General features: G+C 67.0%; 23 protein-coding genes and 1 tRNA gene. 14 read left to right on the top strand and 10 right to left on the bottom strand.

What is annotated here, in order from left to right; genetic code table 11:
- Nucleotides 1-68: 68 nt before the first annotated feature.
- The 3 genes from BV908_RS15470 (at nt 69) to BV908_RS15460 (ending at nt 2,175) form a co-directional block, all read left to right on the top strand.
- Nucleotides 69-518 (top strand): nuclear transport factor 2 family protein, encoded by a 450-nt coding sequence (locus BV908_RS15470; protein WP_011803781.1) that lies wholly within the window; start codon nt 69-71, stop codon nt 516-518.
- A 72-nt stretch (nt 519-590) separates the two neighbouring features.
- Nucleotides 591-1,595: an alpha/beta fold hydrolase gene (locus BV908_RS15465; RefSeq protein WP_103738585.1), complete on the top strand. Its 1,005-nt coding sequence runs from the start codon at nt 591-593 to the stop codon at nt 1,593-1,595.
- 40 nt (nt 1,596-1,635) lie between these two features.
- Complete coding sequence (locus BV908_RS15460) at nt 1,636-2,175, top strand: DUF2946 family protein (RefSeq protein ID WP_011803783.1); 540 nt, start codon at nt 1,636-1,638, stop codon at nt 2,173-2,175.
- 75 nt (nt 2,176-2,250) lie between these two features.
- On the opposite strand, the gene BV908_RS15455 is transcribed toward BV908_RS15460, so the two are convergent.
- The 4 genes from BV908_RS15455 to BV908_RS15440 all read right to left on the bottom strand — a co-directional run bounded on the left by BV908_RS15455 (nt 2,251) and on the right by BV908_RS15440 (nt 8,859).
- Nucleotides 2,251-2,790 (bottom strand): c-type cytochrome, encoded by a 540-nt coding sequence (locus BV908_RS15455; RefSeq protein WP_012655387.1) that lies wholly within the window; start codon nt 2,788-2,790, stop codon nt 2,251-2,253.
- A gap of 120 nt (nt 2,791-2,910) precedes the next feature.
- Nucleotides 2,911-4,356: an efflux transporter outer membrane subunit gene (locus BV908_RS15450; protein WP_103738584.1), complete on the bottom strand. Its 1,446-nt coding sequence runs from the start codon at nt 4,354-4,356 to the stop codon at nt 2,911-2,913.
- Between the two features lie 21 nt (nt 4,357-4,377).
- Nucleotides 4,378-7,530 (bottom strand): efflux RND transporter permease subunit, encoded by a 3,153-nt coding sequence (locus BV908_RS15445; protein ID WP_103738583.1) that lies wholly within the window; start codon nt 7,528-7,530, stop codon nt 4,378-4,380.
- Nucleotides 7,531-7,548: 18 nt separating this feature from the next.
- On the bottom strand, nt 7,549-8,859 hold the full coding sequence (locus BV908_RS15440; RefSeq protein ID WP_103738582.1) for an efflux RND transporter periplasmic adaptor subunit: 1,311 nt from the start codon (nt 8,857-8,859) through the stop codon (nt 7,549-7,551).
- Nucleotides 8,860-9,030: 171 nt separating this feature from the next.
- Here BV908_RS15440 and BV908_RS15435 point away from each other — a divergent pair, with 171 nt between their 5' ends.
- The 5 genes from BV908_RS15435 to BV908_RS15415 all read left to right on the top strand — a co-directional run bounded on the left by BV908_RS15435 (nt 9,031) and on the right by BV908_RS15415 (nt 12,179).
- Nucleotides 9,031-9,651, top strand: a complete 621-nt coding sequence (locus BV908_RS15435; RefSeq protein ID WP_103738581.1) for a TetR family transcriptional regulator — start codon at nt 9,031-9,033, stop codon at nt 9,649-9,651.
- A gap of 54 nt (nt 9,652-9,705) precedes the next feature.
- Nucleotides 9,706-9,781 (top strand) — tRNA-Arg (locus BV908_RS15430).
- A gap of 168 nt (nt 9,782-9,949) precedes the next feature.
- Nucleotides 9,950-10,279 carry a KGG domain-containing protein gene (locus tag BV908_RS15425; RefSeq protein WP_088888622.1) on the top strand — a complete coding sequence of 110 codons (330 nt, stop codon included), beginning with the start codon at nt 9,950-9,952 and terminating at the stop codon, nt 10,277-10,279.
- Nucleotides 10,280-10,491: 212 nt separating this feature from the next.
- Nucleotides 10,492-10,953, top strand: coding sequence for a hypothetical protein (locus BV908_RS15420; protein WP_012655393.1), 462 nt, complete (start codon nt 10,492-10,494; stop codon nt 10,951-10,953).
- 62 nt (nt 10,954-11,015) lie between these two features.
- Nucleotides 11,016-12,179, top strand: coding sequence for a zinc-dependent alcohol dehydrogenase (locus tag BV908_RS15415; RefSeq protein ID WP_103738580.1), 1,164 nt, complete (start codon nt 11,016-11,018; stop codon nt 12,177-12,179).
- 132 nt (nt 12,180-12,311) lie between these two features.
- Here the strand turns inward: BV908_RS15415 and BV908_RS15410 are convergent, their stop codons facing one another.
- The 5 genes from BV908_RS15410 to BV908_RS15390 all read right to left on the bottom strand — a co-directional run bounded on the left by BV908_RS15410 (nt 12,312) and on the right by BV908_RS15390 (nt 16,505).
- Nucleotides 12,312-12,821 carry a DUF4142 domain-containing protein gene (locus BV908_RS15410; RefSeq protein ID WP_103738579.1) on the bottom strand — a complete coding sequence of 170 codons (510 nt, stop codon included), beginning with the start codon at nt 12,819-12,821 and terminating at the stop codon, nt 12,312-12,314.
- A 126-nt stretch (nt 12,822-12,947) separates the two neighbouring features.
- The gene (locus BV908_RS15405; RefSeq protein ID WP_011803798.1) at nt 12,948-13,715 is read right to left on the bottom strand and encodes a class II glutamine amidotransferase; all 768 of its coding nucleotides are present in this window, start codon (nt 13,713-13,715) and stop codon (nt 12,948-12,950) included.
- Nucleotides 13,716-13,748: 33 nt separating this feature from the next.
- Nucleotides 13,749-13,937 (bottom strand): 4-oxalocrotonate tautomerase, encoded by a 189-nt coding sequence (locus BV908_RS15400; protein ID WP_011803799.1) that lies wholly within the window; start codon nt 13,935-13,937, stop codon nt 13,749-13,751.
- A 23-nt stretch (nt 13,938-13,960) separates the two neighbouring features.
- Complete coding sequence (locus BV908_RS15395; protein WP_103738578.1) at nt 13,961-14,197, bottom strand: cysteine-rich CWC family protein; 237 nt, start codon at nt 14,195-14,197, stop codon at nt 13,961-13,963.
- Nucleotides 14,198-14,303: 106 nt separating this feature from the next.
- Nucleotides 14,304-16,505 carry a malate synthase G gene (locus BV908_RS15390; protein ID WP_103738577.1) on the bottom strand — a complete coding sequence of 734 codons (2,202 nt, stop codon included), beginning with the start codon at nt 16,503-16,505 and terminating at the stop codon, nt 14,304-14,306.
- Nucleotides 16,506-16,731: 226 nt separating this feature from the next.
- Between BV908_RS15390 and BV908_RS15385 the strand changes: the two genes are divergently transcribed.
- From BV908_RS15385 to BV908_RS15375, 3 genes are all read left to right on the top strand, one after another.
- The gene (locus BV908_RS15385) at nt 16,732-17,670 is read left to right on the top strand and encodes a LysR family transcriptional regulator (protein WP_011803802.1); all 939 of its coding nucleotides are present in this window, start codon (nt 16,732-16,734) and stop codon (nt 17,668-17,670) included.
- 91 nt (nt 17,671-17,761) lie between these two features.
- A complete protein-coding gene (locus tag BV908_RS15380; RefSeq protein WP_103738576.1) occupies nt 17,762-18,346 on the top strand; it encodes a DUF3016 domain-containing protein in 585 nt (194 codons plus the stop codon).
- A gap of 39 nt (nt 18,347-18,385) precedes the next feature.
- The gene (locus BV908_RS15375) at nt 18,386-18,841 is read left to right on the top strand and encodes a DUF2214 family protein (protein ID WP_011803804.1); all 456 of its coding nucleotides are present in this window, start codon (nt 18,386-18,388) and stop codon (nt 18,839-18,841) included.
- Nucleotides 18,842-18,941: 100 nt separating this feature from the next.
- Here BV908_RS15375 and BV908_RS15370 read toward each other — a convergent pair whose 3' ends face one another.
- Nucleotides 18,942-19,274 (bottom strand): PsiF family protein, encoded by a 333-nt coding sequence (locus tag BV908_RS15370; RefSeq protein WP_011803805.1) that lies wholly within the window; start codon nt 19,272-19,274, stop codon nt 18,942-18,944.
- Nucleotides 19,275-19,399: 125 nt separating this feature from the next.
- Between BV908_RS15370 and argS the strand changes: the two genes are divergently transcribed.
- The 3 genes from argS to BV908_RS15355 are packed head-to-tail and all read left to right on the top strand — an operon-like array spanning nt 19,400 to nt 22,451.
- Nucleotides 19,400-21,103 (top strand): arginine--tRNA ligase, encoded by a 1,704-nt coding sequence (gene argS, locus BV908_RS15365; RefSeq protein WP_041835853.1) that lies wholly within the window; start codon nt 19,400-19,402, stop codon nt 21,101-21,103.
- A 12-nt stretch (nt 21,104-21,115) separates the two neighbouring features.
- Nucleotides 21,116-21,742 carry an SPOR domain-containing protein gene (locus tag BV908_RS15360; RefSeq protein ID WP_047349343.1) on the top strand — a complete coding sequence of 209 codons (627 nt, stop codon included), beginning with the start codon at nt 21,116-21,118 and terminating at the stop codon, nt 21,740-21,742.
- A 58-nt stretch (nt 21,743-21,800) separates the two neighbouring features.
- Complete coding sequence (locus BV908_RS15355) at nt 21,801-22,451, top strand: thiol:disulfide interchange protein DsbA/DsbL (RefSeq protein WP_011803808.1); 651 nt, start codon at nt 21,801-21,803, stop codon at nt 22,449-22,451.
- The last annotated feature ends 166 nt before the right edge of the window (nt 22,452-22,617 follow it).

Raw genomic sequence — 22,617 nt, 5'->3', positions numbered from 1 at the left:
GCCAGGCGCATGACAGGGCCATCGAAAGGCACAATACGCGGCTGGGTTGCAACCACCGACACTTCGCCATGCCCCGAACCCCGCTGCGCGCGGCCGCCCTGGCCGGTTCCCCCGACGATCTGGAAGCCGCGTTCTACGACGCCCTGCAAGCCGGCGACGTGGAGCGCGTGATGGCCTGCTGGGCCGACGAGGACGACATCGTCTGTGTGCACCCCGGCGCCGCGCGCCACGTGGGGCCCGCCGCCATCCGCGCGGCGTTCGCCACCTTGCTGCAGCAGGGCGGCCTCAACGTGCATCCCGCGCAGGTGATGCGCGTGCAGGCCCTGGCGAGTGCCGTGCACAGCGTGCTGGAACATGTGCGTGTGATGCTGCCCGACGGTCCGCGCGAGGCCGTGGTACAGGCCACCAACGTCTACCACAAGACCCCGCAAGGCTGGCGCCTGGTGGCGCACCATGCCAGCGCCGCCGGCATGCACGAGGCCGAGGGCGCTGCGCCCGCCGGGCACCTGCTGCATTGATGCCAAGCCTTTGATGGGCTGGTTTATGGGTCAAATGGGCCTTTAGCACAATACCAGCAAGCGCTGCCAGCTATGAAATATGAAGCGCCTTGGTGGCTGCCCGGCGGCCATGCACAGACCATCTGGCCCGCGCTGTGGGCGCGGCGCACGCTGGGGCCGCCGCCGGCCTATGTGCGCGAGCGCTGGCTGGCGCCCGACGGCGACTTCGTGGACGTGGACTTCCTGCGGCCGTGTGCCGCGGCGGGCGCGGCCCCCGCGCCGCTGCTGGTGCTGTTCCATGGACTGGAAGGCTCGTCGCGCAGCCACTATGCGCAGGCCTTCGCCGGCGTGGCCCGCGAGCGCGGCTGGGGTTTTGCCGTGCCGCATTTTCGCGGCTGCAGCGGCGAGATCAACCGCGCGCCGCGCGCCTACCATTCGGGCGACCATGAAGAGATCGACTGGATCCTCCGGCGCCTGGCCGGGTTGCAGCGGACCGGCGGTGGGGCGCGGGCGCCGCTGCTGGCCGTGGGGGTGTCGCTGGGCGGCAATGCGCTGATGCGCTGGGCCGGCGAGCAGGGCGGCAGCGCGCTCGCCAGCGCGGACGCCATCGCCAGCGTGTGCGCTCCGCTGGACCTGGCGGCCGGCGGCCACGCCATCGGGCGGGGCTTCAACCGGCAGGTGTACACGCGCATGTTCCTGCGCACCATGGTGCCCAAGGCGCTGGCCAAGCTGGCGCAGTACCCCGGCCTGTTCGACCGGGCGGCCCTGCTGGCCGCGCGCGACCTGCACGCTTTTGACGACCTCTTCACCGCGCCGCTGCACGGCTTTCGTGATGCAGAGGACTACTGGCGCCGCGCGTCGGCCAAGCCGCTGCTGCCTGCGGTGCGCGTGCCGGCGCTGCTGGTCAATGCGCGCAACGATCCCTTCGTGCCCGGCGCCAGCCTGCCGTGCGACGGTGAGGTGGCGCCCGCGGTCACGCTCTGGCAGCCGGCGCATGGCGGCCACGTCGGCTTTGCGCAGGGCGGCTGGCCCGGCCATGTGCGTGCCCTGCCCGAAGCCGTGGCCGCCTGGCTGGCCGACCACGCGGCGCTGGGGTGAATGCCTGCGGGGGCGCGGACGAGGGCGCACAATCGCTGTCATGGATGACATCGTCAAGCAGGCCATCGCCAAATGGCCCAACGTGCCGGCCTGCTACGGCTGGCTGGGGCTGGATGCGCGCGGCCACTGGTACCTGCGCGATGACGCCGTGCAGTTACAGGGGGGCTTCGCCGTGGCGCGCGGAACGCGGCTGGAGCATGCCAAGCTGATCGAATTCATCCACCGCAACTATGAGGCGGATGGTGAAGGCCGCTGGTTCTTCCAGAACGGACCGCAGCGCGTCTATGTGGAACTGGAGGCCACACCGCTGATTTGGCGTCTGGGCGCTGACGGCGAGCCCGTGGCGCACACCGGCCGGCCGGCCGGTCGGGTGAATGAGTGCCTGGTGGACGAGGCCGGCCGCGTGTACCTGGCCTGCACCGCCGGCCTGGGCCTGGTGCACAGCCTGGATGTGGAGGCGTTGGCGCGCCAGATCGATCAGGGCCGCTGGACGCCACGCGAGGTGCTGGCGGCCGACCTGCCCGGTGCCTACGGCTTTGTGCCGAGCCCGCAGGCGGCTGCGGGCCCACTGCCTGCGTAACGCGCACTGCAGAACCCCCCGGCCAGAAACCAACAAGCCGGCACGCGGCCGGCTTGTGACGAGGCGAAAAGTGCCTTAGTTGGAGGCTGGTGCGCTCGCAGCGGCCGCGCCGCCTTCGGCGCCGGGACGGTTGGGCTCCTCGAACTTGGCGCCGGCGGCATTGGCCATGTAGGCCACGCCGCGCGCGATCTCGGTGTCGTCGAAGTCGCCGCCACCCTGCGGTGCCATGGCGCCCTTGCCCTTGAGGGCCGATTGCACCAGGGCTTCGAAGCCCGTGGCAATGCGCGGCGCCCAGGCGGCGGCGTCGCCCAGCTTAGGCGCGCCCGCGGCGCCGGTGGCGTGACAGGCGGCACACTGCCCCTGGAAGACGGCTTCGCCTGTGCGCAGCGGGCGGTTGGCGTCGCGCACCTCGACGTTGCCAATCTTCTGGATGCGCTGGGCCACGGCCAGTTCGGGGTTGGCGGAGCCGGCCGCCGGCTTCTTGTCGGCCGTGACGAACAGCACCAGGCCGATGATGGCGAACACCGGGAGCACAAACGCAAAAATGACGGTGACCAGGAGTTGCTTGGGGTTCTTGATCGGTCCGGTATGCGCTTCGTCGTGGGTGTCGCTCATGGGATCCTCTGGTGATTCTGTTGTACTGGGGGCTGAAGGGAAAAGACTTTTCGATTATAGGAGCGCGCTCCACGCCCGCCCGTTGGGGAAAAAACGGGCAGGCGCGCGTCCTGACCTATGTCAGGAGCGTGGGGTCTCTTCGGCGGGAGCGGTCCAGCCGCCGCCCAGCACCTTGTAGAGCGTCACCTGGTTCTGCAGTTGCTGCAGGCGTGTCACCACCAGCGACTGCTGGGTGGCGAACAGCGAGCGCTGTGCGTCCAGCAGGTCCAGGTAGCTGGCCACGCCATTGCGATAGCGCAGGTCGGACAGTTCCAGGCGCTTGCTATCGGCCAGCGTCTGGGCGCGTTGGGCATCGATCTGCTCCTGCAGCGTGGCCTGCCCGGCGAGTGCGTCGGACACCTCGCGGAATGCGGCCTGAATGGATTTTTCATACTGTGCCACCGCGATCTCACGGCCGGCACGCGCGGACTCCAGGCTGGCCTGGTTGCGTCCGGCATCGAAAATCGGCAGGGCCAGTTGCGGCGCCAGCGAGAAGGCCCAGGAGCCGCTCTTGAACAGCCCTGACAGTTCGTTGCTGACCGTGCCCACCGAGGCCGTGAGCGCGATGCGCGGGAAGAACGCCGCACGCGCCGCGCCGATATTCGCATTGGCGCCGATCAGCAACTGCTCGGCCTGGCGGATGTCGGGGCGGCGCACGAGCAGGTCCGAGGGCAGGCCCGCCGGCAGTGGCTGCATGGGCGCCGCATTGACCAGGCGCGACGAGGGCAGGCTGGTGCGAATGTCGTCGGGCAGCGGCTGGCCCAGCAGCAGGGCCAGGGCGTTCTCGTCGAGCAGGCGCTGGCGCTGTTGCTGGGCGTAGGTGGCACGCGCGGCCTGGGCCAGACTTTCGGCCTGGCGGTTGTCGAGCTCGGAACTCACGCCATGCTCCAGCCGCAGGCGCGTGAGCTTGACGGACTCCTGGCGCGTTTCCAGCGTGCGGCGGGAAATGTCCAGCAGTTCCTCATCGGCCAGCAACGTGAGCCAGCCCGAGGCCACGGCTGCCACCAGGCTGATCTGCGCCGACTTGCGTGCCTCATCCGTGGCCAGGTACTGGGCCAGTGCCTGCTCCTTCAGCGCGCCGATGCGGCCGAAGAAGTCAATCTCCCAGGCGGAGATGCCCAGGCCTACCTGGAATTGGTTGCCATAGTTGCCGTTGACGATGCTGGGCTGGCGCGTGCCGCTGGCGATGGCGTTTACCGTGGGGAACTGGTTGGAGCGCTGGATCTGGAACTGCGCGCGCGCCTGCTCGACGTTGAGCAGGGCCACGCGCAGATCGCGGTTGTTGTCCAGCGCCGTGGCTATGAGCCGCTGCAGGCGCGGGTCGGTGAAGTAATCCTTCCAGTCGATGTCGGCCGCGGCCTTGGCCGCCGCCGGTTGGTCGTTGCCGGCCAGGGCAAAGGACTGCGGCACGGGTGCGGCCGGGCGGTCGTACTTCGGGATGAAGCTGCAGCCGGCCAGTAGTGCGGCCGCCAGCAGGGGGGGAAGAGCGCGCGCCGGGCGCGCGCGGGACAGGTTGTGCTTGTGCATGTTGTCTTACTCCGGTCGGGCTCAGGCGGCGGCGTCGCTGCGGTGTTGTTCGGCCCTCTTGGCGTCGTGCTCGTGTTGACGCTCGCTGCCCTTGAAGAAACTGCGCACCAGTACGAAGAACACGGGCACGAAGATCACGGCCAGGACGGTGCCGGTGATCATGCCCCCGACGACGCCGGTGCCGATGGCACGCTGGCTGGCCGAGCTGGCGCCCGTGGCCAGGTACAGCGGCACCACGCCCAGGGTGAAGGCCAGCGAGGTCATGAGGATCGGGCGGAAGCGCAGGTGGGCGGCCTCCAGCGCAGCCTCCATCAGGCCCTTGCCCTGGGCCTGCAGGTCCTTGGCAAACTCGACGATCAAGATGGCGTTCTTCGCCGACAGGCCGATGATGGTCACCAGGCCGACCTGGAAATACACGTCGTTGGCCATGCCGCGCAGCAGCACGCCCAGCACCACGCCCAGCACGCCCAGCGGCACCACCAGCATCACCGAGAACGGGATGGACCAGCTCTCATACAGCGCCGCCAGGCACAGGAACACGGCCAGCAGCGAGAACGCATACAGCACCATGGCCTGCGAGCCGGCGAGCTTTTCCTCGCGCGACTGGCCCGTCCACTCGAAGCCGAAGCCTTCGGGCAGCTGGGAGGCCAGGCGTTCCATTTCCTGCATGGCATCACCCGTGCTGTAACCGGGCGCCGCGTCGCCGGCGATCTTCATCGCCGGGTAGCCGTTGTAGCGCACGGTCTGCATGGCGCCGGTGATCCAGCGCGTGGAGGCGAAGGTGGACAGCGGCATCACCTGGCCCTTGTCGTTGAGCACAGGGATGTCGAGCACCGACTCCGGCTGCATGCGCGCCTGCGCATCGGCCTGCACCACCACCCGCTGCAGGCGACCCTGGTTCGGGAAGTCGTTCACATAGGTGGAACCCAGCGCCGTCGATAGCGCAGCGTTGATGCGATCGAAGGACACGCCCAGCGCGTTGGCCTTGTCGCGGTCGATGTCGATCTGCATCTGCGGCGCGTCCTCCATGCCGTCGGGGCGCACGGCGGCGAGCACCTTGCTTTGCGAGGCCATGCCCAGCAGCTGATTGCGTGCCGCCAGTAGCGCATCGTGACCCTTGCTGCCGCGGTCTTGCAGGCGGAAGGTGAAGCCGGACGCCGAGCCCAGTTCGGGGATGGGTGGCGGGCTGAGCGTGAAGATGAACGCATCGCGAAAGCCGCCCAGCGCGCCCATGGCGCGACCGGCCACGGCCTGCGCGGTCTGGTCGGGACCGGGGCGCTCGCTCCAGTCCTTGAGGGTGATGAAGGCCAGGCCGGCGTTTTGCCCCTGACCCGAGAACGAAAAGCCCGAAACGGTGACGATGTCGCGCACTTCAGGCTGTTTGAGCATGAACTCTTCCACCTTGGTCAATGCTGCACGGGTGCGCTCTTGCGAGGCGCCAGGGGGCAGTTGCACGTTGGAGATCAGAAAGCCCTGGTCTTCATTGGGCAGGAACGAGGTCGGCAGACGCATGTACACCACCGCCACCGCGCCCAGCAGCACGGCGTAGATGATCATCATGCGGCCGCTGCGGCGCACGAGCCTGGCCAGAAAGGACTCGTAGCTGTGCGTGGCGTGCTTGAAGGACCGGTTGAACCAGCCAAAGAAGCCTGTTTTGTCGTGGTGTCCCTCGGTCACGGGCTTGAGCAGGGTGGCGCACAGCGCGGGGGTGAGCGACAACGCCAGGAAGGCCGAAAATGCGATGGACGTGGCCATGGTGACCGCGAACTGGCGGTAAATGTTGCCCGTCGAGCCTGCAAAGAAGGCCAGCGGCACGAACACGGACACCAGCACCACGGTCATCCCGATCACGGCGCTGGAGATCTGGCCCATGGCCTTGCGCGTGGCCTGCAGCGGCGGCAGCCCCTCCTCGGCCATGATGCGCTCCACGTTCTCCACCACCACGATGGCGTCGTCCACCACGATGCCGATCACCAGCACCATGCCGAACATGGTCAGCACGTTGATCGAGAAGCCCATGGCCAGCAGTGCGCCAAAGGTGCCCAGCAAGGCCACCGGCACCACGATGGTGGGGATGATGGTGTAACGGAAGTTCTGCAGGAACAGGAACATCACCAGAAACACCAGTCCGATCGCTTCAAGCAGGGTATAGACCACTTTTTCGATGGACACCGAGATGAAGGTGGAGGTGTCGTAAGGGATGGTGTAGGCCACGCCCTGCGGGAAGTACCTTTGCAGCTCGGCCAGCTTGGACTTCACGGCGTCGGCCGTGGCCAGCGCATTGGCGCTGGAGGTGAGCTGCACGCCCATGTCCACCGAAGGCGAGCCATTGAGCCGGCCGCTGAAGTTGTAGGTCTGCGCGCCCAGTTCGATGCGCGCCACGTCTTTCATGCGGACGGTGGAGCCGTCGGTGTTGGCGCGCAGGATGACGTTGCCAAACTCTTCGGGTGTGGACAGCTGGCCCTTCACGACAATGGTGGCCGATATGGTCTGGCCCGCTGGGCTGGGCAGCTCGCCCAGGTTGCCGGCGGACACCTGCACGTTTTGCGCGCGGATGGAGGCATTGACCTGATCCAGCGACAGGTTGAAACCCTTGAGCTTGGCCGGGTCGATCCAGATGCGCATGGCGCGCTCGGAGCCGAACTGCGTCACGCCGCCCACGCCAGGCAGGCGCTGGAGTTCGGGCACCACGTTGCGGGCAGCGTAGTCGTTGAGCGCGTCGATGTTTATGTCCGGGTTGTCGGACGTGAGGCTGGAAAGCAGCAGAAAGTTGGATCGCGATTTCTCGACGCGCACGCCTTGCTGGGTGACGGCCGCCGGCAGGCGCGGCGTGGCCCGCGACAGGCGGTTTTGCACATCCACCTGGGCCAGGTCGTCGTTGGTGCCGGGCTCGAAGCTCAGCACGATGGTGCCGGTGCCGTTGGCCTGGCTGGTGGTCTCCATGTAGGCCAGGCCGGTGGCGCCGTTCATCTCGCGCTCGATGACGGACAGCACGTTGTCTTCCAGTGTCTGCGCCGTTGCGCCGGGGTAGGCCACGGTCACCTGGATGGTGGGGGGAGCCACGGTGGGGTACTGTGCCACGGGCAGCTGGGTGATCGAGACAGCGCCGATCACCATGATGAAAATTGCGATCACCCACGCGAAGATGGGGCGCTCGATGAAGAACTTGGCCATGTGCCGCGCTCCTGTCTTTTATTGCTTTGCCGCCGCAGGGGCCGGCTGACTGGAGGCCGCCGAAGCGGGGGTGGCGGGCGCTGCCGGCGCGGATGCGGGTGCCGCGGCGGGCTGTTGGGCGGCGCCAGCAGCTTGCCAGGCGACGGGCTTGACAACGATGGGGTCGCCAGGCTTGCCGCGTGGCAGCTTCTGGAATCCGTCCACCATCACCTGCTCACCCGACTTCAGGCCCTCAAGCACCACCCAATGGGCGCCCTGGGCGGGCCCCAGCTTGACCACCCGCGGCGTGACGTGGTTGTCGGGGCCCACCACCATCACCGTGTCGGCCTTGCCGGAGCGGGTGACGGCCTGCTGGGGCAGCAGGATGCCGTTGTCCACCTGCGCCTGCTCCAGGCGCACGCGCACGTACAGGCCGGGCAGCAGGGCGCGCTCGGGGTTGGGGACTTCGGCACGCAGGGTCACCTGGCCGCTGGTGGCGTCCACGGTGAGGTCGGTGAACAGCAGGCGGCCGGTCTGCGGATACACGCTGCCGTCTTCCAGCACCACGCGCACGTTGGCCGCATTGGCACTGGACTGCTTGTACTTGCCGCTGGCCATGGCGGCCTTCAGCTTGATGGCCTCCGAGGCGGACTGCGTGAAGTTGATATACAGGGGGTCGATCTGCTGGATCACCGCCAGCTCGGTGGGTGTGCCCTGGCCCACCAGCGCGCCTTCCGTGACGAGGGCGCGGCCAATGCGGCCGGAAATCGGAGCGGTGACCGTCGCATAGCCCAGGTTGATGCGCGACGTGGTCAGCGCGGCCTTGGCGGCGGCAACATTGGCTTCGGCGGTCTTCTGCGCGGCGACAGCATTGTCGTATTCCTGCTTGCTGATGGCGTTGACGGCCACCAGCGGGCGATAGCGCTCGGCCAGCGCACGGCTTTGCGCCAGGCTCGCCTCGGCCTGGGCCACGCTGGCCTCGGCCTGGGCCACACTGGCCTGGTAGGGCGCGCTGTCGATCAGGAACAGTTGCTGGCCGGCCTTCACATCGCTGCCTTCCCTGAAGAGGCGCTTTTGCAGAATGCCCGCGGCCCGAGCGCGCACTTCGGCAACGCGCGAGGCTTCCAGCCGGCCGGGCAATTCGGTGACCAGCCCGATGTCACCCGGCTGCACGGTGACCACGCCCACCTCCGGTGCGCGGGGTGATGCGCCCGCGGCGGGGGAGTCGCTTTTCTGGCCGCAGGCGCCGAGCGCGAGGGCCGCTGCCAGCGCAACCGCGAGGGCTGCGGGGACAGGGGTGCGCTGGAAGGGGCGGATAGCACGGGCTGTTGCGTTGTTCAGGCGAGGCATGGAAATCCTTTGACGGCGGTATGCGTTAGATGTTGTTTGAGACCGGCGGGTGATGCTGACACGGGTGAATGACAGACGCGCAAAGGGGAATGATTATACATACATCCATGAATGTATAATTACGTGGAAAGCGCGGCCGTTGCCGTATCCACGTTTTGGAGGTTCCCATCCATGGCACGACGTACCAAGGAAGATGCAGATGCTACGCGCAACAGCCTTTTGGATGCTGCCGAGCGTGTGTTCTACGAAAAAGGCGTGTCGCGCGCCTCGCTGAGCGACATTGCCCAGGCTGCGGGTGCCACGCGCGGCGCGATCTACTGGCATTTCAAGGACAAAGTGGCCTTGTTCAATGCCATGATGGACCGGGTGACCCACCCGCTGGAGCAGGTGGGCAGCAAGAGCGCCAGCATGGCCACTCTGCCCCCGTTGGAGCGGCTGCGCTCCATGGTGGACTTCGTCCAGCGCACCATCGTCCAGGACGAGCGCACGCGCCGGGTGTTCGAGATCGCGTTGTACCGGGTCGAATACGTCAACGACCTCGCGGCGGTGCGCGACAACCATATCGAAGGCTGTGCAGATTTTTGCGCGCTGATCGAGGGTGAATTGCGTTCGGCGGCAGAAGACCAGAACCTTCAATTGCCGATGGAGCCACACACCGCCGCGATGGGTGTACGGGCGCTGTTCGATGGCCTGCTGCAGTCCTGGTTGCTGACCCATGGACGCTTCGATCTGGTGACCGTCAGCCGAGGCGCCATTGACGCTTATCTGCGGGGGTTGGGTTTTCGTCTGTAGCCACAGCCACGTGCGATAATCCGCCGCTTGTTCGCCATCGGGCGGACTTTCCCAGCGGCTGTAGCTCAGTGGATAGAGTATTGGCCTCCGAAGCCAAGGGTCGTGGGTTCGATCCCCGCCAGCCGCGCCACATTCCCCAGCCCTTGTTCCCAAGGGCTTTTTTGTTCCCACCGTCCATTCGTCAAGCCGCGCCTACGGACGGGTAGTCCCTAGCCTACGGTTGGCCCTTTGCAGTCCCCCGACAGTGAACTTCACACGGCAGTTTCCGTGTGACTTGTTCAACTTACCGGAGATGGAAATGGCAAACACCAATCAGGGCAACCAGAACCAAGGCAACCGCAATCAGAGCCAGGGGAGCCGGGACAACAACCAAGGGCAGTCGGGCTCGGGGCGCGGATTTGCCTCAATGGACCCCGACCGCCAGCGCGAGATCGCCGCAGAGGGGGGCCGTGCAGCGCACGCTTCGGGTAACGCTCACGAGTTCACATCGCAGGAAGCCCGCGCCGCGGGAGCCAAGAGCCATGGCGGCGGGGGCAACAACGCCTCTTCCGGCTCGGGCAATACCCGGGGCGGCAGCAGCGAGCAGCAGGCGCGCGCCGGCAGCCAGAGCCACAAGAACGACCGTTGACGTCTGGCACGGGACCGGAGGCCCGCAGTAGGCAGGGCCTTCGATCCAGCCGGTGTCCCGCGCGGGTCGGCACGCGCGCTTGAGCCCCAAGCTGTCAGCCATATAAGCGTGCTCCTACATCCCGTACGAGGGCATGTCCGCAGGATGAGACGTTTCAAACGTGATCGAACTCTGGTGGATACAGCATCTGGTCCGCACCCATAGGACTACCCATGACCACATCAACTCCCCATCCCTGGGGAACGAATCTGCAAAAAGCCCAGACCTTTCAACCGGACTGGGACAGTTACGTCGTCACGAAGGTCAAGCATGTGCGGGCGGCCTTGCTTTCCGGCATCGACACCTTCAGCGCGGAAGGCTTCACCGTGCCCATGGCCACCGGCTTCATCGAACTGACAGGGATGCGCGCCGGGTCCTTCCGTACGTTTCTGAAGATCGGGTTTTCCGAGTCCAACCGCGTCATGCTGCCGACGTTCCAGCTGGTCGACAACGCGGCGGTGGGAACGCTGATCCTGCCTTCCCCCTGCTTTGGCTCCGCGCTCCAGTTCGTCAACAGTCCCATGGCCCATTTCCGCATCGGCGGCGATGGTCGCCGCAACGCGTTGGCAACGGACGTCACGCTGTTGAACAGCGCATTGATCGAAGCCGGCGAACCCGAAGGCATGGAAATCTGAACCCGGCGCACAGCCCGGCGCGCCGTGCGCCCGGTGACCCCAGCCATTGACGGAGTGATCGCATGAAAGCGCTCACCTACCAAGGCGCCAAGGACGTGCGCGTGGAAAACGTGCCCGACCCCATGCTGCTCGCACAGGACGATGTGCTGCTGCGCGTCACTGCCACGGCCATCTGCGGCTCGGACCTGCACATCTACCGGGGAAAGATCCCTGGCATGAAGGACGGCGACATCCTCGGCCATGAATTCATGGGTATCGTGGAAGAGGTGGGCTCTGCAGTGACGGCGCTGCGCCCTGGTGATCGCGTGGTGGTGCCGTTCGTCATCGCCTGCGGGTCCTGCTTCTATTGCGACAAAACCCTGTTCGCGGCCTGCGAGAACACCAATCCGGGACGCGGCGCCATCCTCAACAAAAAGAACGCCACCGCGGGTGCAGGGCTGTTCGGCTACAGCCACCTCTACGGCGGTTACCCCGGCGGGCAGGCCGAGTACGTGCGGGTGCCGCACGGCAACGTCGGGCCGCTAAAGGTGCCCCAGGTGCTGAGCGACGAGCAGGTGCTTTTCCTGTCCGACATCCTTCCCACCGGCTACCAGGCGGCGGTCAATGCACAGATCGGGGCGGGCTCTTCGGTGGCGATCTTCGGCGCGGGACCGGTGGGGCTGATGAGCGCCCTGGCGGCGCGCTTCCTGGGTGCGGAGCAGATCTTCATGGTGGACCACAACGAATACCGGCTGCAGTTTGCCCAGGCCACGTACGGCGTGGTGCCCATCAACTTCGACAAGGACGAGGACCCGGCCGAAACCATTCTCTCGGCCACGGGTGGGCACGGCGTAGACGCCACGATCGACGCCGTGGGTTTCGAGGCCAAGGGCAGCGCGCTGGAGACGGCGCTCACCGCCGTGCGGCTGGAGGGTTCCAGCGGCAAGGCGCTGCGCCAGTGCATCGCCGCGACACGCCGCGGCGGAGTCCTCAGCGTACCGGGGGTCTATGCCGGCTTCATCCACGGCTTCCTCTTCGGTGACGCCTTCGAGAAGGGGCTGACCTTCCGCATGGGGCAGACGCATGCGCAAAAGTACATGCCCCAGTTGCTGGAACACATCGCCAATGGCCGCATGCGGCCGGAGGTCATCATTTCCCACCGCATGAAGCTTGCCGATGCCGCGCGCGGCTATGAAATCTTCGAGAAGAAGGAAGAGGAGTGCCGCAAGGTGGTGTTGACGCCCTAGCGCGCTGCTACCCGCGCGTGCTGCTGCCCGCGTACGGTGAGGCCGGGCCAGGTTGGGCAGGCCACCGGCCGCCGGAGTCAGTCATCGCCTCCCTCCCATGGGTGGCGATGCGGCTACCCATGGGCCGGGCCTTCATCGCTTGATGGAAACCGCCAGGTCTTCGGCGTGGTCCTTGTGCGCTTTGAGTTTCGGCAGCGCCTTGAGGGCGAAGCTCTGGATCTCCGGATCGTCTGCGTCTTTGCCGGCCGCCTCGAACAGCGCGATATCTTTGCGGTGGTCGTTAAGGCCCACCTGCGAGAGGAATTCCTGGTCGAAGTTCTGGGCCTTGGCGATCTGGTCCAGCTGCTTTTGCTTGTCGCCAGGGAGGGTGGTGGGCAGCGCGACGCCCTTGCGCGCTGCCAAGGCCCGGAGTTCATCGTTGGCGGCGGTGTGGTCCTTCACCAGCATGGCGCCAAACGATTTCACTTCGTTGGCCGTAGCGCGGTTCTGTGCAAGCTTGCCGGCTTGGACCTCGTAGAGCCCGCCGGCGGCGGCCTGCGTCAGGAATTCGCGGTCTTTCGTGCTGGCATCGGCATGGGCCGCTGCGGCGAGCACCAGCCCGCAGGCTGCGGTCACCAGCCTGGCGGTGCAGATCTTTGGCATGGCTGTCCCCCTAGAAAAAAGGGCCAGTATCCGGACGGCACTGCGAAGGGACTGTCGGCCCGTGCAGGAGGGGTGGGTCAGCCGTCTCCTACCGCCACTGCGGGGCGGCTGCGCCGGCAGGGGCGCTCAGGCGGCCTGGCACTGGCCGTCCACGAACACCCGCATCTCCCCCGACTGGAAGGCAGTCCATTGCTCGTTGGAGGTCAGCGGCGCCGTGACGACCACGGCCACCTTGTCGTTGGGCGTGGTGTGGGCGGAAAAGTCCACGCGCAGGTCTTCATCGCACAGCTGGGCTTGCGAGAACGGGTGGCGGCGTTCGATGTAGTACAGGTGGGTGGACGCGTGCGCCCACAGCGCCTGCCCGTTGGACAGCAGGAAGTTGAAGGTGCCGTGGGGCGCAATGCGCGCCGCCAGCTCGCGCAGCGTCAGCGTCAGCTCCTCGATGCTCGGCATGCCGGCGTGGGACTTGCTCAGCTCTTGCATCAGCCAGCAGAACACATGCTCGCTGTCGGTGGTGCCGACCGGGTGGAAGTGCGCGTGCAGGCGCGGACGGAAGTCCTTGAGGTCGCCGTTGTGCGCAAACACCCAGTAGCGCCCCCACAGCTCGCGCACGAAGGGGTGGCAGTTTTCCAGGCTCACCACGCCCTGGGTCGCCTTGCGGATGTGGGCGATGACGTTGCGGCTCTTGATGGGGTAGCGGCGGATCAGCTCCGCCACGGGTGAATCGGTGGCACGCTCATGGTCCACGAAGTGGCGCAGCCCGCGCCCCTCGAAGAAGGCGATGCCCCAGCCGTCCGTGTGGTCGGCCGTGTTGCCGGCGCGTTGCGCAAACCCCGTGAAGCTGAAGGTCACGTCGGTGGGCGTGTTGGCATTCATGCCAAGGAGCTGGCACATGGGCGATCGGCCTGTGGTGCGTTGGAGGGCGGCTTACTGCCGGTCCAGCCAGAGCTTGCCGCCCGTGGCCCAGTTCTCGCGCTTCACGTCCGTGATCAGGATGTCCACCGACTCGGGGGAGCCCCCCAGGATTTCGACGGACACGCGCGTGATCTCCTCGACCAGCTTGCGCTTTTGCTCGACGGTGCGGCCTTCCATCATCTCGATGTGGTACGTGGGCATGGTGTTGCGGTTCCGGTGGGGGTTCAGGGGTTGGGAACGACGGGTGCCGGGGCCTGCGGCGCAGCGGGCTGTTCGCGGGCACACAGCGGGCAGATGCACGCGCGGCCGCGCGCCTCGGCGGGCAGGCGCGCCAGTGCGTCGCGCGAAACGCTCTCGTGCATGCACCAGCATTGCTGCGCCGGCAACCCGGCGGCCACGGCGCAACCGTTGGATTGGCCGCACAGCGGGCAGCGCGTGGTGGAGGGAGCGGTGGTGGGCATGGGGGAGAGTGTACGAAAGCACAACGGCACCCGTGGGTGCCGTTGTGGTCAAAATGGCCCCTGGCGCCCGTCCATCAAGCGCTAGCAGCTATTGTTTGAATAGCAATCAAGCCTTCTTCTGCGCGGCCTTCACCTTCTGGCGCCAGGCGTGCAGCAGCGGCTCGGTGTAGCCGCTGGGCTGCTCTACGCCCTTGAACACCAGGTCGCAGGCGGCTTGGTAGGCCATGGACTCGGCAAAGCGGCCGTGCATGCGCTGGTACAGCGGGTCGCCGCTGTTTTGCTGGTCCACCTTGGCGGCCATGCGCTCGAACGTGGCGCGTACCTGCCCTTCGGTCACCACGCCGTGCAGCAGCCAGTTGGCCACGTGCTGGCTGGAGATGCGCAGCGTGGCGCGGTCTTCCATCAAGCCGATGTCGTTGATGTCCGGCACCTTGGAGCAGCCCACGCCCTGGTCGATCCAGCGCACCACGTAGCCCAGGATGCCCTGGATGTTGTTGTCCAGCTCCTGCTGCTTTTCGGTCTCGCTCCAGTTCGGGTTGCTGCTCACGGGCACGGTGAGCAGGCCGGTCAGCAGGTTGTCGCGCTCGGCATCGGCGTCCACCTTGAGCAGCTCGGCCTGCACGGCGGCCACGTTGACCTGGTGGTAGTGCAGCGCGTGCAGCGTGGCGCCCGTGGGGTTGGGCACCCAGGCAGTGTTGGCGCCGGCCTTGGGATGGGCGATCTTCTGCTCCAGCATGGCCTTCATCAGGTCGGGCGCGGCCCACATGCCCTTGCCGATCTGCGCGCGGCCGGACAGGCCCATGGACAGGCCCACCAGCACGTTGTTGCGCTCGTAGGCCTGGATCCAGGCGCTGCTCTTCATGTCGCCCTTGCGGATCATGGGGCCGGCCTGCATGGCGGTGTGTATCTCGTCGCCGGTGCGGTCCAGGAAGCCGGTGTTGATGAAGGCCACGCGCGCCGTAGCGGCGGCAATGCAGGCCTTCAGGTTCACGCTGGTGCGGCGCTCTTCGTCCATGATGCCCAGCTTCACGGTGTTGGCGGGCAGGCCCAGCACCTGCTCCACGCGGCCGAACAGCTCGTTGGCAAACGCCACTTCGGCAGGGCCGTGCATCTTGGGCTTGACGATGTAGACGCTGCCCGTGCGGCTGTTGCGGATGCCACCCGCGCCACCCTTGAGGTCATGGATGGCGATGGCCGTGGTGACCATGGCGTCCAGGATGCCCTCGGGGATCTCCTTGCCCTCGGCACCCCACAGGATGGCGGGGTTGGTCATCAGATGCCCCACGTTGCGCACGAACATCAGCGAGCGGCCGTGCAGCTTCACGGGCTTGCCGTCGGCGCCGGTGTATTCGCGGTCGGGGTTCAGGCCGCGCGTGACCTGCTTGCCGCCCTTGTCGAAGGTGTCGGTCAGCGTGCCCTTGAGGATGCCCAGCCAGTTGCTGTAGCACAGCACCTTGTCTTCGGCGTCCACGGCGGCCACGGAGTCTTCCAGGTCCAGGATGGTGGACAGCGCAGCTTCCACCACCACGTCGGCCACGCCGGCGGCGTCGCCCTTGCCGATGGGGGTGTTGCGGTCCACACGGATGTCGATGTGCAGGCCGTTGTTCACCAGCAGCACGGACGATGGCTCGGCCGCATTGCCCTGGTAGCCCACGAACTGGGCCGCGTTCTTCAGGCCGGTGGTGGCACCGCCCTGGAGCGTGACGGCCAGCGTGCCGCCCTCGACCTTGTAGGCCGTGGCGTCCTTGTGCGAGCCGCTGGCCAGCGGGGCCGCCTGGTCCAGGAAGTCGCGTGCGAATGCGATGACCTTGGCGCCGCGCACGGGGTTGTAGCCCTTGCCCTTCTCCGCGCCGCCTTCTTCGCCGATCACGTCGGTGCCGTACAGCGCGTCATACAGCGAGCCCCAGCGCGCGTTGGCGGCGTTCAGGGCGTAGCGTGCGTTCAGGATGGGCACCACCAGCTGCGGGCCGGCCTGGATGGCCAGCTCGGCATCCACGTTGGTGGTGGTGGCCTGCGCGCCCTTGGGGGGCTCGACCAGGTAGCCGATCTGGCTCAGGAAGGCGCGGTAGCCTGCCATGTCCTGGATGGGGCCCGGGTTGGCCTTGTGCCAGGTGTCCAGTTCCTTTTGCAGGCGGTCGCGTTCGGCCAGCAGGGCCGCGTTCTTGGGCGCCAGGTCGGCCACGAGGGCATCGAAGCCCTTCCAGAAGGCGGCCGGCTCGACGCCGGTGCCCGGCAGCACCTGCTCGTTGATGAAGGCGTGCAGTTCGTTGGCCACCTGCAGGCCGTGGACGTGGGTACGTGCGGTCATGAGAAACCCCCTAGCGGTAATTGAAAAGCCGTGGCCCATGGCGGAGCCTTGCATGCCACTGTATTGGAAATATTTCCATTAATAAATCGCGCACATATCTCTTAACCAATGACTTTTTTGCAAAGGTTGGCACACTCCGCATGGGGAGTGCGGTGCATGCTTTCATGAAATTGATAGCTGCTTGCGCTTGCTGTATAAGGCTTGAAGCCTGATTTGGCTTGTATTCATGGACAAACTCAAAGCGTTCGAGTCATTCGTGTCGGTGGCCACGCGGGGCAGCCTCACCGCCGCCGCCAAGGCCGAGGGCGTGGCCCCGGCCATCATGGGGCGGCGCCTGGACGCGCTGGAGGAGCACCTGGGCGTGAAGCTGCTGGTGCGCACCACGCGGCGCATCTCGCTCACGCACGAGGGCAGCGCCTTCCTGGAGGACTGCCAGCGCCTGCTGTCCGACGTGGCCAACGCCGAGGCCAGCGTATCCGCCGGCGGCGTGAAGGCCACGGGGCATCTGCGCGTCACCGCACCCGCGGGCTTTGGCCGGCGCCATGTGGCGCCCCTGGTGCCGCGCTTTCATGACCTGCACCCCGAGGTGACCCTCTCGCTGAACCTGAGCGACCGCGTGGTGGACCTGGCGGGCGAGGGCTACGACTGCGCCGTGCGCGTGGGCGACCTGCCCGACTCGTCCCTGGTCAGCGTGCGCATGGCGGACAACCGTCGCCTGTGCGTGGCCACGCCCCAGTACCTGCAGCGGCGCGGCACCCCCACCCACCCGGGCGAGTTGGCGCAGCACGACTGCCTGACCCTCTCCAGCGATGCCTCGCAAACGCGCGGCTGGGCGTTTCGCGTGCCGGTGGCCGGCGGTGGCGGCGCCACCGAGGTCGTGCACTTCAAGCCGGGCGGGCCCCTCGATTGCTCCGACGGCCAGGTACTGCACGACTGGTGCCTGGGCGGCTGGGGCATCGCCTGGCGCAGCACCTGGGAGGTGGAGTCCGAGATCGCGGCCGGCCGCCTGGTGGCGGTGCTGGAGGAGTTCGCCGCGCCGCCCAACGGCATCTATGTCGTCTTTCCCCAGCGCAAGCACCTGCCGCTGCGCGTGCGGCTGTGGATCGAGTACCTGAAGCACCATTACGCGCAGCCCGAATTCTGGGCACGGCCCGCCTCTGTCTGACATGAACGCGGGGCACAATGCCGCGGCATTCCTCCCACCGGGCCGCCATCATGCCGGGGCCGTACGAACGGCCCACCGTACAGGAGCTTTCATGCGCATTCCCGTTCTTTCTGTTCTCCCCGCGTTGCCCGCCGCTCGCTGGATGCTGGCCGTCATGGCGCTGGCCCTGGTCGCCGGCTGCGCCTTGCCCGCCCGGCACGCGGAAACCACGCCGCGCGCCCACGGGGTGCCGGCCGGCATGGTCAGCGTCACCTACGCGGATCCGGCCGGCTTTGCCGAGGCGCGCGAGCAAACCCCGCACGAGCCCGCCGCGGCCCGGCGTGCCTGGATGGATGCGCTGTGCGAACACCTGGCCGAGCGCGTGGCCGCAGCCTTGCCGGAGGGCGAGCGCGCGGAGGTGCACATCACCGACGTGCGCCGCGCCGGTGCATTCGAGCCCGCGGCGCGGGCCACCGCCCAGGCGGTGCGCGTGGTGCGCGACGTGCATCCGCCGCGCATCGCGCTGGAGTTCAAGCGCCTCTCGCCTGACGGCCGTACCTTGGCCGAAGGCAGTCGCACGCTGCCGGGCTTGGCATTCCAGATGCGCGGGGACCGCTATACTGGCGACAAGCTGCGCCACGAAAAGACGCTGATCGACGATTGGGTGGCGCAGGAGTTCTCCGCGCGCCGCCCATGACCTGTGCGCGCCGCGCGTACCTCTGCCGAAAGGAAACCTGTGACCACCGAAGCCCTGCTCGCCTATGCCCACATCTTGGCCTTCCTCATGGCCGCCACCTTCCTCGCCAGCGAAACCGCGCTGTGCCGCAAGGAGTGGATGAACGCGGCCGCAGTCGAGCGGCTGGCGCGGGTGGACATGCTGTACGGTATCTCGGCGCTGCTGGTGCTGGCCACCGGGCTGGCGCGCACCTGGTGGGGCATGAAGGGCGGGGCGTGGTACTGGTCGCAGCCGCTGCTGCATGCCAAGGTCACGTTGTTCGTGGTGATCGGGCTGATGTCCATCGTCCCGACCATGCGTTTCCTGCGCTGGCGCCGCGCGGTGCGCGCCGGCGGCGCGCTGCCCTCGGATGACCAGGTGCGCAGCACGCGCCGTCTGGTGATGATCGAGGCCCATCTGCTGGCGCTGATTCCGCTGTTGGCCGTCTTCCTGGCACGCGGCGTGGGCACGCGCTGAGCGCTGAGGGAAGGGCAAAAAAAGAAACCCCGCGGGCGGCAGGCGCGCGGGGTTTTCTCGTGCAGGCCCGATGGGCGGGCCCGTGCGGTGCGTCGGTCCTTTAGCTGGCCGCGCCGCTCAAGCACTCTTTCATGAAGGCCTTGCGGGCGTCGCCCTTGAGGTTCTTCGCAACGGCGTCCGCGTTACAGCTCTTCATCTTGTCCTGCTGGGTGGACGCCTTGTTGCCGCTCAGGCACTCCTTCATGAAAGCTTTGCGTTCGTCGCCCTTGAGGTTCTTGGCGCCGGCGTCGGCATTGCAGGTCTTCATGCGCGTCTGCTGCGCCGTGGGCGCCTTGGCGGGGGCGGAGGCGCCGGCCGCGGGGGCGTCCGCAGCGTGTGCGGCGAACGAAAGGGCAAAGCCGGCAGCGGCCAACAGGGGAAGCAGTTTCTTCATGTAATGCTCCTGCAAAAAAGGAAAAGGTGAATGCGCCCGCCGGCAACGCAGTGCCCCACGGGCCACCCAGCATAACGCCGGGCGGTCACGAATGGATGACGGGTCGGCCCGTAGAATCCGCCCCCATGCTCTCCGTCAAACAGGAATTGCTCGCGGCGCTGGCCGACGAGCTGGAAAAGGTGTCGCCCGGCGCAGGCAGCCGCGCGGCCTTCGAATCCCCCAAGGTCGCTGCCCATGGCGACCTCGCGTGCACGGCCGCCATGCAACTGGCCAAGCCCCTCAAGCAGAATCCCCGCGCACTGGGCGAACAGCTACAGGCCGCGCTGGAGGCCACGCCCGCGTTCCAAAAATGGGTGCAAGCCATCGAGATCGCCGGCCCCGGTTTTCTGAACATCCGCCTCAAGCCCGCCGCCAAGCAGCAGGTGGTGCACGAGGTGCTGGCGCAAGGCGCGCAATATGGCTACCAGCCGGCGCGCGGCGAGAAAGTCCTGGTGGAGTTCGTCTCCGCCAACCCCACCGGGCCGCTGCACGTCGGTCACGGCCGCCAGGCCGCCATCGGCGACGCCATCAGCCATCTGTACGCCACCCAGGGCTGGAGCGTGCACCGGGAGTTCTATTACAACGACGCGGGCGTGCAGATCGACACCCTCACCAAGAGCACGCAACTGCGCGCCAAGGGCTTCAAGCCGGGGGATGACTGCTGGCCCACCGACGCGGACAACCCGCTGGCCAAGAATTTCTACAACGGCGACTACATCCAGGACATCGCCGACGCCTTCCTCGCCAAGGCCACCGTCCAGGCCGATGACCGCGCGTTCACGGCGAATGGCGATGTCGAGGATTACGAGAACATCCGCCAGTTCGCCGTGGCCTACCTGCGCAATGAGCAGGACAAGGATCTGCAGGCCTTCAACCTCCAATTCGACCAGTACTACCTGGAGTCCAGCCTCTACGCCAACGGCCATGTGGACGCTACCGTGCAGCGCCTCGTCGCCAACGGCAAGACCTACGAGCAGGACGGCGCGCTGTGGCTCAAGTCCACCGACTACGGGGACGACAAGGACCGCGTCATGCGCAAGCAGGACGGCACGTACACCTACTTCGTGCCTGACGTGGCCTACCACATCCAGAAGTTCCAGCGCGGCTTCACCAAGGTGGTGAACATCCAGGGCACGGACCACCACGGCACCATCGCGCGCGTGCGCGCCGGCCTGCAGGCGGCGGACGTGGGCATCCCCCAGGGCTACCCCGACTACGTGCTGCATACCATGGTGCGCGTGGTGCGCAATGGCGAGGAGGTCAAGATCAGCAAGCGCGCCGGCAGCTACGTGACGCTGCGCGACCTGATCGAGTGGACCAGCAAGGACGCGGTGCGTTTCTTCCTGCTGTCGCGCAAGCCCGACACCGAATACACCTTCGACGTCGACCTGGCCGTGGCGCAGAACAACGACAACCCCGTGTATTACGTGCAGTACGCCCATGCGCGCATCTGCTCGGTGCTGCGCGGCTGGCGCGAGGACTACGACGTGGCCGCGCTGCGCGATGTAGACCTGTCGCCGCTGGAAGGCCCGCAGGCCCAGGCGCTGATGCTGCTGCTCGCCAAGTATCCCGAGATGCTCACCGCGGCCGCGGCCGGCAATGCGCCGCACGACGTGACCTTCTACCTGCGCGATCTGGCCGCCGCCTACCATAGCTATTACGACGCCGAACGCATTCTGGTGGACGACGAGGCCGTCAAGCAGGCGCGGCTGGCGCTCGTCGCGGCCACAGCGCAGGTATTGCACAATGGATTGGCGGTGCTGGGCGTGTCTGCGCCAGCCAGAATGTAAGTGACCACTGATATGAAGAAACAGCAACGCGGCGGCACCATCGTGGGCTTCATCCTCGGGGTGATCGTGGGCCTGGGAGCCGCGCTGGCCGTGGCCGTGTATGTGACCAAGGTGCCCGTGCCCTTCCTGAACAAGAGCACGCCGCGTGCGTCCGAGCAGGACGAGGCCACGAAGAACAAGAACTGGGACCCCAACGCGCCGCTGTACGGCAAGAACCCCGTGCGCCCCGCTGCGCCGGCTGCCGCTCCCGCGTCCGACACCGCGACCGCCGCAGCCCAGCCTGCGTCGGGTCCGCGGGCGGCGGCCAGCCGGCCCGGCGCGGCACCGACGTCGGCCGACCCGCTGGGCGACTTGGCCCGCGCCAAGGCCAACGCGGCGCCCGCTCCCGCGACCAGTGCCGATCCTTTCGAATACTTCGTGCAGGCGGGCGCTTTCCGCACCCAGCAGGATGCCGATGCGCAGCGCGCCAAGCTGGCCATGCTGGGCTGGGAGGCGCGCGTCAGCGAGCGTGAGCAGAACGGCCGCACGGTGTTCCGCGTGCGCGTGGGCCCGTTCGGCAAGCGTGACGACGCCGAGTCGCTGAAGGAAAAACTCGATGGCGCGGGGGTGGAGTCCGCGCTGGTCCGGGTGCAGCGCTGAACTTTTGCCCGCGCTGGCGCTCACAACCCTCCATACTGTCCAGGAGTGATCCCAACCTATGAAACGCCGTGAGTTTTCTCTGACCGTCGCCTCCGCGGCCACCGCCCTGAGCCTGCCGCTGGCGGCGCCCGCACTGGCGCAAGGCCGCCAGTTCAAGGAAGGCAAGGACTACGTCAAGCTGGGCAAGCCCGTCGCAACCGAGGCACCTGCCGGGAAGATCGAAGTTATCGAGTTCTTCTGGTACAGCTGCCCGCACTGCAACACGTTCGAGCCTTCGCTGGAGGCCTGGATCAAGTCGGCGCCCAAGGACCTGCACATCCGCCGCGTGCCCGTGGCGTTCAATGCGAGCTTCGTGCCGCAGCAAAAGCTCTACTACGCGCTGGAAGGCATGGGCAAGCTGCCCGAGCTGCATGCGAAGGTGTTCCGTGCGGTGCACGTGGAACGCCTGCCGCTGAACAAGGACGAGCTGATCTTCGACTGGATCGGCAAGCAGGGCGTGGACGTGGCGAAGTTCAAGGAGGTCTACAACTCCTTCACCGTATCCAACCAAGTGCGCAAGGCGTCGCAGCTGCAGGACGGCTACCAGGTCGAAGGCGTGCCCTCCATGGGAGTGGCCGGCCGCTACTACACCGACGGCACCATGGCCGGCAACATGCAAAGCGTGCTGCAGGTGGTGGAGCACTTGGTTGGCGTAGCGCGCAAGGGCTGAAGCTCCCCACCGCCACCAGCGACAAGCGCGCCTATGGGCGCGCTTTTTTCATGCCTGCGCACCGGTTGGCGCGGCGGTATGGCGGCCGGTGGCAGGCCTGTACGGGTTGATGCGATCCACTGCGGCGGCGGCGCGCTTGCGTCAGTACAATGATCGCAAGATTCGT

This window comes from Diaphorobacter sp. LR2014-1 (assembly GCF_002916785.1).
GTDB classification, from domain to species: Bacteria; Pseudomonadota; Gammaproteobacteria; order Burkholderiales; family Burkholderiaceae_C; genus Diaphorobacter; species Diaphorobacter nitroreducens.
This window is presented reverse-complemented; position numbering and strand designations above follow the sequence as displayed.